The organism is Pseudomonas sp. FP2196 (genome assembly GCF_030687715.1).
In the GTDB taxonomy this organism is placed as follows: Bacteria; Pseudomonadota; Gammaproteobacteria; order Pseudomonadales; family Pseudomonadaceae; genus Aquipseudomonas.
Genome location: NZ_CP117445.1, coordinates 2,179,078 through 2,191,606, shown reverse-complemented (window position 1 = coordinate 2,191,606; position 12,529 = coordinate 2,179,078). Strand labels below are relative to the sequence as shown.

Here is a 12,529-nt window from a genome sequence, read left to right as displayed (position 1 = left end):
TCAGTGCTGCAACGCCGGCTTCTGCACCCCGTTGATCGGGATGCGTTTGGCTTTCGCTTCTTCCGGGATCACACGCAGCAGGTCGATGCTCAGCAGACCGTTGCTCAGATCGGCAGCCTTGATCTCGATGTGATCGGCCAGGCGGAAGGACAGCTTGAACGCACGCTGGGCGATGCCCTGGTGCAGGAAGGTCACACCTTCGTTGGCATCACGCTTGCCGCCACTGATGGTCAGCACACCTTTTTCGACTTGCAGTTCCAGGTCTTCTTCCTGGAAACCGGCGGCGGCAACGACGATACGGTACTGGTCATCACCGTGTTTTTCGACGTTGTAAGGTGGGTAGCTGCTGCCAGGCTCGTTGCGCAGGGCGGTTTCGAACAGGTCGTTGAAACGGTCGAAACCTACCGAGGAACGGAACAGTGGTGCGAGGGAAAATGCAGTACTCATGGTTCAAATCTCCTGAAAACAATCAGCAAGGTTTTTTGATTCCGCGACCCGAATTCGGCATCGCGTAACCCTTAGATAGGGACCGCTGATTTGATTTCAAGAGATTGTTTGCAGATTTTTTTCAGGCGGCTTCAGCCACCGGCAGACCGAGCAAACGCGAGACATGATCCGGTTCGGTCTCACGGCGCAGGACGGTAAACAGCTCGGTGGCTTCGGGATAATTGCGCGTCAGCATGGCCAGCCATTGCTTCAAACGACCCGGGGATTGACGTGCAGTCATCTGCGCCTTGGCCTGCAACCAGAAGTCCTGGATCAGCGGCATCAGCTCGGCCCAGGTCATCTCGACCACTTCTTCGCCGGCCCGTGCAGCGGCGATCTGTTTGGCCAGATCCGGGCGCGAAACGAGACCGCGACCGAGCATGATGTCTTCCACGCCGCTGATCTCGCGGCAACGACGCCAGTCTTCGACGCTCCAGATATCCCCGTTGGCGAACACCGGCACCTTGACCACTTCCTGCACACGCGGAATCCATTCCCAGTGCGCTGGCGGCTTGTAGCCGTCCATTTTGGTCCGGGCGTGAACCACGATGTGTTCGGCGCCGCCTTCAGCCAATGCCGTGGCGCAGACCAGCGAGCCGTCCGGGCTGTCGAACCCCAGGCGCATTTTCGCGGTGACCGGAATGTGCGCAGGTACGGCGCGACGCACGTGCTCGACGATCTGATTGAGCAGTTCCGGCTCTTTGAGCAGTACCGCACCGCCACGGGATTTGTTGACGGTCTTGGCTGGGCAACCAAAGTTGAGGTCGATCACTTCCGAGCCAAGCTCGCAGGCCAGCGCAGCGTTTTCCGCCAGGCACACCGGATCAGAACCCAACAGTTGAACACGTAGCGGCACGCCGGACGCCGTGCGGGCACCGTTGAGCAGCTCCGGGCCGAACTTGTGGAAATAGGCCGGTGTGAGCAACTGATCGTTGACCCGAATGAATTCGGTCACGCACCAGTCAATGCCGCCAACGCGGGTCAGCACGTCGCGAAGGATGTCGTCGACCAACCCCTCCATGGGCGCCAGAGCAATTTGCATGGGGAAACACTACTTAAAGGAAAAACGTGCGGCAGTTTACTGGATATCGCAAGAAATCGCAGAAACCATGCAGGAGTGAGCCTGCTCGCGATAGCGATGTTTCAGTCGAGACATAGGTGGCTGACACACCGCTATCGCGAGCAGGCTCACTCCTACAGTTCAAATTTGCGCAGATTCTGAGAGCTGGATCGCCGGCCCGTAGCCTTCGATAAACTCGGCCGGCATGCGCTTGGGCTTGCCGGTGGACAACTCGATGCAGACGAACGTGGTTTGAGCACGTAACAGCGTAGCGTTGTCGCTCGGGCGAATCAGCTGGAAATGCCGAGTCATTTTCAGGCGTTGATCCCAATCGACAATCCACGTCGCCAATTGCAACTCGTCGCCTTCATAGGCGGCCGCCAGATAATCAATCTCGTGACGTACCACCGCCATCGCCCGATCCAGACGCCGGTATTCGACCAGATCCAGCCCCAGACGCTGCGAGTGGCGCCAGGCGCAGCGTTCGAGCCAGGTGACGTAAACCGCGTTGTTCGCGTGGCCCAGCCCGTCGATGTCCTCGGCGCCCACTTGCAGATCAATGGTAAACGGCGTTGCCCGATCCCAGCCCATGCCCCACTCCCGGTCAGATTATTCAACCGGGGCAGTGTAACGGATGCTTACGCCGATTGCCGGGCCTGAAGGCTGCGGCCAGCCAGCAGTGATAACACACCATCAATCACACGAGGGTCGGCCAGCACACGCTGATGGCCGCCGGCTTCCAGGCGCAGTAGTCGACTGTCGAACCAGGCTTCGTGGATCAGTTGCGATTCTTTGACCGAGACGAAGTTGTCGTCCTCGGCATGCACGATCAGGCCGGGCATATCCAGTTGGTAGTGGGCGACGTCCAGCGTGGCCGCACGCATGCCGACATCCCGCTCGACCTGACGAATGAACGCGGAACGTGCTCTGGGCGGCATCCCGACGTAGCGTGCGAAACCACGCAGCACGCCGAGAATTCGCGCGGGTGCAGCAATGCTGACGAGAGTTTCGGTGCGCAAGCCCAGTTGCACGGCCAGCATCGCACTGGCGCCGCCCATGGAGTGACCGATCACCGCTTGCAATGGCGGCAGTTCGGCAGCAGCTTCAAGCATGGCGCGAGCGAACAACACAACATTGGCTTCACGCCCTGGCGATCTGCCGTGAGCCGGGCCATCGAGTGCGACGACCGTGTAACCGGCCTCGACCAGCGCGGTGATCAGCGCGGCGAATTGGGTTGGCCGCCCTTCCCAGCCGTGCATCAGCAAAACGGTCGGACCTTGACCCCAGCGCAGGGCTGACAGACCAAAGCGCAAGGTGATCCGTTCGGAATTGGCCAGCAACGGCAACTCCCAATCCCGCAGTGGTAGCGCACGCGGCGTCATGAACGCCAGGCGCATTTTGCTCGCTACCCGTTTCGGTGCAATCCAGCCCAAGGTGCCATTAACGCCACGAACCCACTTCAACGTGTTCATCGCTCTCTCCTCAGGCATGCTGCCTTCAGGTCAGCGCACCGCCGACTTGGCCGCGCGCAGCAATCGATCAGATAAATCGCCAGGGCCGAGCGCTCTTGCGAGTGCCAGACCTCCCACCATCAAGGCCACGTCGGCCAGGGCTTTGTCGGTGTCCTCAGGGCTGGACGCCAACTGCGCAAGCATCAATTCCAGATGTTCGTTGAGCGCGATGCGGAACGACTCCGGCAAACGCCCCAGTTCGCCGATCGAGGCCGGGATAGGACAGGCCGCGTCGCTGGAATCACGGTGCTTGCGCGACAGGTAAAAAGCAGCGACCAGGGCGCGACGCTCTTCGCCGGTCAGTTCGGCGTCCATGTCGGCAATCAGGTCGCGACGGCGGCCGAGCAATTGCTTGAACGCCTCGAGCATCATTGCGTCCTTGCTTTCGAAGTGCGCATAAAAACCGCCGACGGTCAGGCCGGCTGCGCCCATCACTTCGCCCACGCTTGGGTCTGCCGGGCCGCGCTGGATCAGTGCAGCACTGGCAGCCTTGAGGATGCGTTCGCGGGTTTGAGCTTTTTTATCGTTCATCGTTGCCTCCGAATATTACGACTAGAATATTATTCGCATAATAATATTCTGCAAGTCGAGGATATGACCGCTGGTCTGAAGCACAGTGTAAGGAAAAAGGAGAATTGGCCAAACGCCAGACAAACAAAAGGGCCATTCAATAATTGAATGACCCTTATAAATCCCGCAGAGCGGGTAATCGTGGCGTCCCCTAGGGGACTCGAACCCCTGTTACCGCCGTGAAAGGGCGGTGTCCTAGGCCACTAGACGAAGGGGACACAAACCCTTCTATACAACTGATCAGTGCTGAGAGCTGATCGATTCAAGGCCGGTGTGGCCAGACCTTGAACTTGTAAAATTGGTGGAGCTAAGCGGGATCGAACCGCTGACCTCCTGCATGCCATGCAGGCGCTCTCCCAGCTGAGCTATAGCCCCGGATTTTTCGCCTCGCGGCGGAGCGACATTTTGCAACATCACTTCTGTAAAACTGGCGTCCCCTAGGGGACTCGAACCCCTGTTACCGCCGTGAAAGGGCGGTGTCCTAGGCCACTAGACGAAGGGGACGCAAACCCTTCTATACAACTGATCAACACTGAGTGTTGACCGCTTCGAAGCCGGTGTGGCCAGGCATCGAAGTGTAAATTGGTGGAGCTAGACGGGATCGAACCGTCGACCTCTTGCATGCCATGCAAGCGCTCTCCCAGCTGAGCTATAGCCCCTCATCGTTGATGTCATCGCTGAGGACGGGGCGAATCTTAAGGGCGTATCGGAGGGCTGTCAAACTTATTTTTAAAATATTTCAAAGTTTTTTGCCGACATAACAATCACTTACCGCCCTCCCCCCGAAACTCCGGGAGGTCTGCATCGAAGGCATACCTGTAGGAGCTGCCGCAGGCTGCGATCTTTTGATCTTGTTTTTAAAAAATCAAAGTCAAAAGATCGCAGCCTGCGGCAGCTCCTACACAAAGCCAGAAGCGATTAGGCGATAGCGCCCAGCAGCTTTTCCCACTCTTTGTTTTCTTTCTTCGACACGCCGCCCAGCAGGTCAATCGCCTGGCGCAGACGGTAACGAGTCAGATCCGGCCCGAGGATTTCCATCGCATCGAGCACCGACACCGAACTGGCCTGCCCGGTAATCGCGGCAAACATCAACGGCATCGCGTCACGCAGTTTCAGCTCCAGGGATTCGACCACCGCCTGAATCGTCGCGGTGATGTTGTCCTTCTCCCACTGACGCAAGCTTTCGAGTTTCCACAGGATCAACTGCATCAACTGGCGAACCTGATCGCCCGAGAGCTTTTTCGATTCGAACAGTTTCGCATCCGGATTGACGCCACCCGCGAAGAAGAACCCGCCCAGCGGTGCAACCTGGCTGAAGGTTTCGACGCGGCCCTGCACGTGCGGCGCGATCTTCATCATGTATTCGGAGTTGAATGCCCACTTCTGCACGCGAGCGGCAAACTCTTCCACCGGCAGGTCACGCAGCCACTGGCCGTTGAGCCACGACAGCTTCTCGATGTCGAAGATCGGCCCGCCGAGGGAGACACGTTTGAGGTCGAAGTTGTCGACCATTTCCTGCAGCGAGAACTTCTCGCGCTCGTCCGGCATCGACCAGCCCATGCGACCGAGATAGTTGAGCATCGCTTCCGGCATAAAGCCCATGCGCTCGTAGAACGTCACCGAAGTCGGGTTCTTGCGCTTGGACAGCTTGCTCTTGTCCGGGTTACGCAGCAGCGGCATGTAGCACAGCTCCGGTTGTTCCCAGCCGAAGTATTCGTAGAGCAGAATCAGTTTTGGCGCCGATGGCAGCCATTCTTCACCGCGCAGCACGTGGGTGATACCCATCAGATGATCGTCGACCACGTTGGCGAGGAAGTACGTCGGCAGGCCGTCGGTCTTCATCAGCACCTGCATGTCCATGCGATCCCACGGGATCTCGACGTCGCCACGCAGCATGTCCGGCACTACGCAGACGCCTTCGCTCGGCACTTTCATGCGGATCACGTGCGGTTCGCCGGCCGCCAGGCGGGCGGCGACTTCTTCCTTGGACAGCAGCAGTGCGCGGCCGTCGTAGCGCGGGGTTTCGCCGCGAGCCATTTGCTCGGCGCGCATTTGGTCCAGCTCTTCGGCGGTGCAGAAGCATGGGAACGCATGGCCCATGTCGACCAGTTGCTGGCAATACTTCTGATAGATATCGCCACGCTCACTCTGACGGTAAGGGCCGTGCGGGCCGCCAACATCCGGGCCTTCACTCCAGTCGATACCCAACCAGCGCAAGGCGTCAAAGATCTGCTGTTCGGACTCGCGGGTCGAACGCAACTGGTCAGTGTCTTCGATGCGCAGGATGAACTCACCGCCATGCTGCTTGGCAAAGCAGTAGTTGAACAATGCGATGTAAGCGGTACCTACGTGGGGGTCCCCGGTAGGCGATGGCGCGATGCGAGTGCGGACGGTGGTCATGGCATGTCTCGAAAAGAATGAAAAGCAAAACAATCAAGCGGCGAATGGTAACAGGCGACACCCGCCCCGCTCCAGCGGGCAGGGCATTTAAGCCAAGTTTGCGTCTGGAACGCCCATTGGCCGCGGTGAATGGCCGAATATCAGCGGATGGCATTTACCGTTTATCGGCTGTATGCCAGATTCGCCCCCTGATAACTTTCCTTACAATTCCTCGACTACAGTTTGCCCATGCCTGCCCAACTCAAGCGTCGCCTGCTCATTTTGCTGCTTCTGGTCCTGTTGATTGCCGGGGGCTTTTTCGCCCATTGGTTTTTCAAGGGCCGCTTTTATGAAAGCACCGACAACGCTTATGTCCAGGGCGAAATCACCCGCGTGTCGAGCCAGTTGAGTGCGCGCATCGACGAAGTGCTGGTGCAGGACAACCAGCATGTCGAAAAAGGCCAGCTGCTGGTACGCCTCGAAGGCGAGGATTTCCGTCTGGCTGTAGATCGCGCCAACGCCGCCCTCGCCACCCGCGAAGCCGAGCGCCTGCAAGCGCAGAGCAAACTGACACAGCAAGCGAGTCTGATCGCCGCCAGTGATGCGCAAGTGGCGACCACTCAAGCGACGCTTGGCCGCTCGCAGATGGATTTGTCGCGCGCAGAAACCCTGCGCAAACCCGGTTACGTTTCCGAAGAACGAGTGACCACCCTCTCCGCCGACGCCCATATCGCCCGTTCGCAAGTGACCAAGGCCCAGGCCGATGCCCAAAGTCAGCGCCAACAAGTCAACGCACTAAGCGCCGAGATCAAACGCCTCGACGCGCAAATCGCCAACGCTCGCGCCGATCTGGCCCAGGCCGAACTCAACCTGACCCGCAGCGAAATCCACGCACCGATCAGCGGCCTGGTCGGCCAGCGTGCCGCGCGCAATGGCCAAGTGGTGCAGGCCGGCGCCTATCTGCTGTCGATCGTCCCGGACGAAGACATCTGGGTGCAGGCCAACTTCAAGGAAACCCAGATTGGCCGCATGCTGCCCGGGCAAAAAGCCGAGCTGACTTTCGACGCCTACAGCGACACGCCAATCGAAGCGCGGGTCGACAGCCTGTTCGCTGCGTCCGGCGCGCAGTTCAGCCTGTTGCCGCCAGACAACGCAACAGGCAACTTCACCAAAGTCGTGCAACGCATTCCGGTGAAACTGACCTTCAAGGCCGACAACCCGCTGCACGGCAAGATCCGTCCGGGCATGTCCGTCACCGCCACCGTGAACATCAAAGACGCCCCGGACAATGGCCGGTGATTCGCTGATCCGTCCGGTCGGCGAACCGACCCGACGGGACTGGATCGCGGTGATGAGCGTGATGCTCGGCGCCTTTATGGCGGTGCTCGACATCCAGATCACCAACTCTTCGCTCAAGGACATTCAGGGCGCACTGTCGGCGACGCTGGAAGAAGGCTCGTGGATTTCCACTTCGTATCTGGTGGCGGAAATCATCATGATTCCGCTGACCGCGTGGCTGGTGCAGCTGCTCTCGGCACGGCGCCTGGCGGTGTGGGTGTCGCTGGGGTTTCTGGTGTCTTCGCTGTTGTGCTCGATGGCCTGGAGCCTGGAGAGCATGATCGTCTTTCGCGCCATGCAGGGCTTCACCGGCGGCGCGCTGATTCCGCTGGCGTTCACCCTGACCCTGATCAAACTCCCCGAGCACCACCGCGCCAAAGGCATGGCGATGTTTGCCATGACCGCGACCTTCGCTCCGTCCATCGGACCGACGCTGGGCGGCTGGCTTACGGAAAACTGGGGTTGGGAATACATCTTCTATATCAACATTCCGCCGGGACTGATCATGATCGCCGGACTGATGTACGGGCTGGAGAAAAAGGAAGCGCATTGGGAGCTGCTCAAGAGCACCGACTACACCGGCATCCTCACTTTGGGCGTCGGCCTTGGATGCTTGCAGGTGTTTCTGGAAGAAGGCCATCGCAAGGACTGGCTCGAGTCGAGCCTGATCGTGACCCTGGGCAGCATCGCCCTCCTGAGCCTGATCACCTTCGTCATCGTGCAGATTTCCAAACCCAATCCGCTGATCAACCTCGGCATTCTGCGCAATCGCAATTTTGGCCTGTCGAGCATTTCCAGCCTTGGCATGGGTGTGGGTTTGTACGGATCGATTTATCTGCTACCCCTGTATCTGGCGCAGATTCAGAACTACAACGCCCTGCAGATCGGCGAAGTAATCATGTGGATGGGCGTGCCGCAGCTGTTTCTGATTCCGCTGGTGCCGAAGCTGATGAAGTTCATCTCGCCGAAGTGGCTGTGTACTTTGGGATTCGGCCTGTTTGGTCTGGCGAGTTTTTCATCAGGGGTGCTCAACCCGGACTTTGCCGGGCCGCAGTTCAATCAGATCCAGATCATTCGGGCGCTGGGTCAGCCGCTGATCATGGTGACCATCTCGCTGATTGCCACGGCTTACATCCTGCCGCAGGACGCGGGGTCGGCGTCGAGCTTGTTCAACATCCTGCGCAACCTTGGCGGCGCCATCGGCATCGCCCTACTCGCGACACTGCTGGATGCGCGGACCAAGACTTACTTCGATTATTTGCGCGAGGCCGTGGTGCCGACCAATCCGCAAGTGGCCGAGCGGCTGGCGTCGATGACCGATCGGTTTGGCAGTGATACGGCGGCGCTGGGCAAGATGAGTGAGATCGTGCATCAGCAGGCGGCGATCATGGCCTACAACGATGCGTTTCACTTTGTCGGGATTGCGCTGGGGATCAGTATGCTGGCGATTTTGTTGACCAAGAAATTGCCGCAGGGGCTGAAGGGCGGGGAGTCTCATTAAGACCGTGTTGCCGCCATTCGCGAGCAGGCTCGCTCCCACAGGGGATTTGTAAACGACACAGATCCAAGGTGGGAGCGAGCCTGCTCGCGATGAGGCCCGGTCAGGCAATAAAAATCAAACAGCGAGAAGTCGCTCGCGCAACTTGGCAATCTCATCACGCATCTGCGCCGCCGCTTCAAACTCCAGATCCCGCGCCAACTGATACATCTTCTCTTCCAGCGCACGAATACGCTTGGTGATCTCGCTCGGGGAGCGCAGTTCGGCTTCGTACTTGGCGTTTTCCTCGGCAGCCTTGGCCATGCCTTTGCGTTTCTTGCTGCGCGAGCCCGGCACCGTAGCGCCTTCCATGATGTCGGCGACGTCCTTGAACACACCTTTCGGGGTGATGCCGTTTTCCAGGTTGAAGGCGATCTGCTTGTCACGGCGGCGCTCGGTCTCGCCAATCGCCCGCTCCATTGAACCGGTCATGCGATCGGCATACAGAATCGCGCGGCCATTGAGGTTACGCGCGGCACGGCCGATGGTCTGGATCAGCGAGCGCTCGGAACGCAGGAAGCCTTCCTTGTCGGCATCGAGAATCGCCACCAACGACACTTCCGGCATGTCCAGACCTTCGCGCAACAGGTTGATCCCGACCAGCACATCGAAGGTACCCAGACGCAGGTCGCGGATGATCTCTACGCGCTCGACCGTGTCGATGTCCGAGTGCAGATAACGCACGCGCACGCCGTGATCGGCGAGGTAATCGGTGAGGTCTTCGGCCATGCGCTTGGTCAACGTGGTGACCAGCACCCGCTCCTCGATGGCCACGCGTTTGGAGATTTCCGAGAGCAAATCATCGACCTGAGTCAGCGCCGGACGCACTTCGATCTGCGGATCGACCAGACCGGTCGGACGCACCAATTGCTCGACCACACGCCCGGCGTGCTCGGCCTCGTAGTTACCTGGCGTGGCCGAGACGAAAATCGTCTGCGGGCTCACCCCTTCCCACTCGTCAAAACGCATCGGCCGGTTATCCAGCGCCGAGGGCAGGCGGAAGCCGTATTCGACCAGGGTCTCTTTACGCGAACGGTCGCCCTTATACATCGCACCGACCTGCGGCACGCTGACGTGGGATTCGTCGATCACTAGCAAAGCGTCGGCCGGCAAATAATCATAGAGGGTCGGCGGCGCCGCGCCGGCCGGCCGCCCGGACAGGTAGCGCGAGTAGTTTTCGATGCCGTTGCAATAGCCCAGTTCGAGAATCATTTCCAGATCGAAACGGGTGCGCTGCTCCAGACGCTGGGCTTCTACCAGTTTGTTGTTGCTGCGCAGGTACTCGAGGCGCTCCTGCAATTCGACTTTGATGTGTTCGATGGCGTCGAGCAGGGTCTCGCGGGGCGTCACGTAGTGACTCTTGGGATAGAAAGTGAAACGCGGCATCTTGCGGATGACTTCGCCGGTCAGCGGATCAAACGCGGAAATGCTTTCGACTTCGTCATCAAATAGCTCGATGCGGATCGCTTCCAGATCGGATTCCGCCGGGTAGATATCGATCACATCGCCACGCACTCGGAACGTGGCACGGGCAAAATCCATGTCATTACGGGTGTATTGCAGGTCGGCCAGACGCCGCAGCAACGCGCGCTGATCGAGTTTGTCGCCGCGATCGACGTGCAGCACCATCTTCAAATAGGTTTCCGGGCTACCGAGACCGTAGATGCACGACACCGTGGTGACGATGATCGCGTCCTTGCGTTCCAGTAGCGCTTTGGTCGCGGAAAGACGCATCTGTTCGATGTGGTCGTTGATCGACGCATCCTTCTCGATGAAGGTGTCGGACGACGGCACATAGGCTTCAGGCTGGTAGTAGTCGTAGTACGAAACGAAGTATTCGACGGCGTTGTTCGGGAAGAACGCCTTGAACTCACCGTAGAGTTGCGCGGCGAGGGTCTTGTTTGGCGCCAGCACCAGTGTCGGGCGCTGTATCTGCGAGATGACATTGGCGATGCTGAAGGTCTTGCCCGAGCCGGTCACACCGAGCAGCGTCTGGTGCGCCAGCCCGGCTTCGATGCCCTCCACCAATTGGCGAATAGCTTCCGGCTGATCGCCGGCGGGCTCGAAGCGGGTGACTAGCTGGAATTCGGACATACACACCTCTGGGATCGCGGCGTTCCGAGCAAAGCGGAACACCACGGGGACGACCGCAAACGACCGATGTCGCGCAAGAAAAACCTGGATTGTGCTCAATGTGGTGTCGATTGCCTCAGCTTTCAAGGTAAACGTCCTACATCCGGTAAAGACTCTGACACGACCAATCGACTAACGGTCGAGAAATAATCGGAAAAACTTGCCCTAAAAGCCGATTCGCCTGTCGCCATTGCTCGGTGATGGCCTCTATACTAGCTCCCCGTTTGTGCACCGCTCTAGTGCATCCGGCTGGAGCGCGACACGTCCCTCCACTCTCCATTCAGAGCCGCCGTAATAATGAGCCTGTTCTCCGCTGTCGAAATGGCACCCCGCGATCCAATCCTGGGCCTCAACGAAGCATTCAACGCCGATACCCGGACCACCAAGGTCAACCTGGGTGTAGGTGTTTACTGCAACGAAGAGGGGCGAATTCCACTTCTGCGCGCCGTGATCGAGGCCGAAACCGTTCGTGCTGCTCAACACGCTTCGCGCGGTTACCTGCCGATCGATGGCATCGCGGCCTACGACCAGGCCGTGCAAAAGCTGCTGTTCGGCAATGACTCACCGCTGATCAGCGCCGGTCGCGTCATCACCACTCAGGCCGTCGGCGGGACCGGCGCACTGAAAATCGGTGCCGACTTCCTCAAACAACTGCTGCCGAACGCTGTCGTGGCGATCAGCGACCCGAGCTGGGAAAACCACCGCGCGCTGTTCGAAACCGCCGGTTTCCCGGTGCAGAACTACCGCTACTACGACGCCGCCACCCACGATGTGAACCGTGCAGGCCTGCTCGACGACCTCAACGCCCTGCCGAACGGCTCGATCGTTGTCCTGCACGCTTGCTGCCACAACCCGACCGGCGTCGACCTGAGCCCGGCGGACTGGAACAACGTGCTGCAAGTGGTCAAGGCCAAGGGGCACGTACCGTTCCTCGACATGGCTTACCAGGGTTTCGGTGATGGCATCGACGAAGACGCCGCCGCCGTGCGTCTGTTTGCTGAGTCCGACCTGACCTTCTTCGTGTCGAGCTCGTTCTCCAAATCGTTCTCGCTGTACGGCGAGCGCGTTGGCGCCCTGTCGATCATCAGCGAATCGAAAGAAGAAAGCGCGCGCGTGCTGTCGCAAGTCAAACGCGTGATCCGCACCAACTACTCCAACCCGCCGACCCACGGCGCAAGCATCGTGGCTGCCGTACTGAACAGCCCGGAACTGCGCGCCCAGTGGGAAGCCGAACTGGCGGAAATGCGTCTGCGCATTCGCGGCATGCGCGAGCAAATGGTCGCCATGCTGGCAGAGAAAGCTCCACAGCGTGACTTCAGCTTCGTAGGCCGTCAGCGCGGCATGTTCTCCTACTCCGGCCTGACCACCGAACAGGTTCACCGCCTGCGCAACGAGTTCGGCATCTACGCCCTGGACACCGGCCGCATCTGCGTGGCTGCGCTGAACCAGAGCAATATCAAGGCTGTGACGGATGCGATTGTTCAGGTCATCTGATTTCGCAGAGTGATGAAAAAC

At 59.3% G+C, this 12,529-nt stretch carries 10 protein-coding genes and 4 tRNA genes; 3 read left to right on the top strand and 11 right to left on the bottom strand.

Annotation, left to right across the window (positions count from 1 at the left end; translation table 11 throughout):
• From PSH79_RS09790 to gltX, 10 genes are all read right to left on the bottom strand, one after another.
• The gene (locus PSH79_RS09790; RefSeq protein WP_016985252.1) at window positions 1-447 is read right to left on the bottom strand and encodes an Hsp20 family protein; all 447 of its coding nucleotides are present in this window, start codon (window positions 445-447) and stop codon (window positions 1-3) included.
• Between the two features lie 121 nt (window positions 448-568).
• A complete protein-coding gene (locus PSH79_RS09785; RefSeq protein ID WP_305442378.1) occupies window positions 569-1,528 on the bottom strand; it encodes a tRNA-dihydrouridine synthase in 960 nt (319 codons plus the stop codon).
• A gap of 159 nt (window positions 1,529-1,687) precedes the next feature.
• Complete coding sequence (locus PSH79_RS09780) at window positions 1,688-2,137, bottom strand: thioesterase family protein (RefSeq protein ID WP_305442377.1); 450 nt, start codon at window positions 2,135-2,137, stop codon at window positions 1,688-1,690.
• 47 nt (window positions 2,138-2,184) lie between these two features.
• Window positions 2,185-3,018, bottom strand: a complete 834-nt coding sequence (locus PSH79_RS09775; protein WP_305442376.1) for an alpha/beta fold hydrolase — start codon at window positions 3,016-3,018, stop codon at window positions 2,185-2,187.
• A gap of 30 nt (window positions 3,019-3,048) precedes the next feature.
• Window positions 3,049-3,588 carry a TetR/AcrR family transcriptional regulator gene (locus tag PSH79_RS09770; protein WP_305442375.1) on the bottom strand — a complete coding sequence of 180 codons (540 nt, stop codon included), beginning with the start codon at window positions 3,586-3,588 and terminating at the stop codon, window positions 3,049-3,051.
• Between the two features lie 181 nt (window positions 3,589-3,769).
• Window positions 3,770-3,845, bottom strand: a tRNA-Glu gene (locus PSH79_RS09765).
• Window positions 3,846-3,926: 81 nt separating this feature from the next.
• Window positions 3,927-4,002: transfer RNA gene (locus PSH79_RS09760), tRNA-Ala, on the bottom strand.
• A 53-nt stretch (window positions 4,003-4,055) separates the two neighbouring features.
• Window positions 4,056-4,131 (bottom strand) — tRNA-Glu (locus PSH79_RS09755).
• A 79-nt stretch (window positions 4,132-4,210) separates the two neighbouring features.
• Window positions 4,211-4,286 (bottom strand) — tRNA-Ala (locus tag PSH79_RS09750).
• Window positions 4,287-4,545: 259 nt separating this feature from the next.
• Window positions 4,546-6,027 (bottom strand): glutamate--tRNA ligase, encoded by a 1,482-nt coding sequence (gene gltX, locus PSH79_RS09745; RefSeq protein ID WP_007913414.1) that lies wholly within the window; start codon window positions 6,025-6,027, stop codon window positions 4,546-4,548.
• Between the two features lie 228 nt (window positions 6,028-6,255).
• Between gltX and PSH79_RS09740 the strand changes: the two genes are divergently transcribed.
• Window positions 6,256-7,305 (top strand): HlyD family secretion protein, encoded by a 1,050-nt coding sequence (locus PSH79_RS09740; protein WP_305442373.1) that lies wholly within the window; start codon window positions 6,256-6,258, stop codon window positions 7,303-7,305.
• A gap of 49 nt (window positions 7,306-7,354) precedes the next feature.
• Window positions 7,355-8,845, top strand: coding sequence for an MDR family MFS transporter (locus PSH79_RS09735; protein ID WP_305443904.1), 1,491 nt, complete (start codon window positions 7,355-7,357; stop codon window positions 8,843-8,845).
• A 114-nt stretch (window positions 8,846-8,959) separates the two neighbouring features.
• On the opposite strand, the gene uvrB is transcribed toward PSH79_RS09735, so the two are convergent.
• Window positions 8,960-10,975: an excinuclease ABC subunit UvrB gene (gene uvrB, locus PSH79_RS09730; protein WP_008083013.1), complete on the bottom strand. Its 2,016-nt coding sequence runs from the start codon at window positions 10,973-10,975 to the stop codon at window positions 8,960-8,962.
• Window positions 10,976-11,311: 336 nt separating this feature from the next.
• Here uvrB and PSH79_RS09725 point away from each other — a divergent pair, with 336 nt between their 5' ends.
• Window positions 11,312-12,508, top strand: a complete 1,197-nt coding sequence (locus tag PSH79_RS09725; RefSeq protein WP_305442372.1) for an amino acid aminotransferase — start codon at window positions 11,312-11,314, stop codon at window positions 12,506-12,508.
• Window positions 12,509-12,529: the final 21 nt, after the last annotated feature.

What these genes read in the sequence shown, in the direction of transcription:
- PSH79_RS09775 (WP_305442376.1), bottom strand. Translation starts at nt 3,018, where the DNA reads ATGAACACGTTGAAGTGGGTTCGTGGCGTTAATGGCACCTTGGGCTGG.
- PSH79_RS09790 (WP_016985252.1), bottom strand. Translation starts at nt 447, where the DNA reads ATGAGTACTGCATTTTCCCTCGCACCACTGTTCCGTTCCTCGGTAGGT.
- PSH79_RS09785 (WP_305442378.1), bottom strand. Translation starts at nt 1,528, where the DNA reads ATGCAAATTGCTCTGGCGCCCATGGAGGGGTTGGTCGACGACATCCTT.
- uvrB (WP_008083013.1), bottom strand. Translation starts at nt 10,975, where the DNA reads ATGTCCGAATTCCAGCTAGTCACCCGCTTCGAGCCCGCCGGCGATCAG.
- PSH79_RS09725 (WP_305442372.1), top strand. Translation starts at nt 11,312, where the DNA reads ATGAGCCTGTTCTCCGCTGTCGAAATGGCACCCCGCGATCCAATCCTG.
- PSH79_RS09740 (WP_305442373.1), top strand. Translation starts at nt 6,256, where the DNA reads ATGCCTGCCCAACTCAAGCGTCGCCTGCTCATTTTGCTGCTTCTGGTC.
- PSH79_RS09780 (WP_305442377.1), bottom strand. Translation starts at nt 2,137, where the DNA reads ATGGGCTGGGATCGGGCAACGCCGTTTACCATTGATCTGCAAGTGGGC.
- PSH79_RS09770 (WP_305442375.1), bottom strand. Translation starts at nt 3,588, where the DNA reads ATGAACGATAAAAAAGCTCAAACCCGCGAACGCATCCTCAAGGCTGCC.
- gltX (WP_007913414.1), bottom strand. Translation starts at nt 6,027, where the DNA reads ATGACCACCGTCCGCACTCGCATCGCGCCATCGCCTACCGGGGACCCC.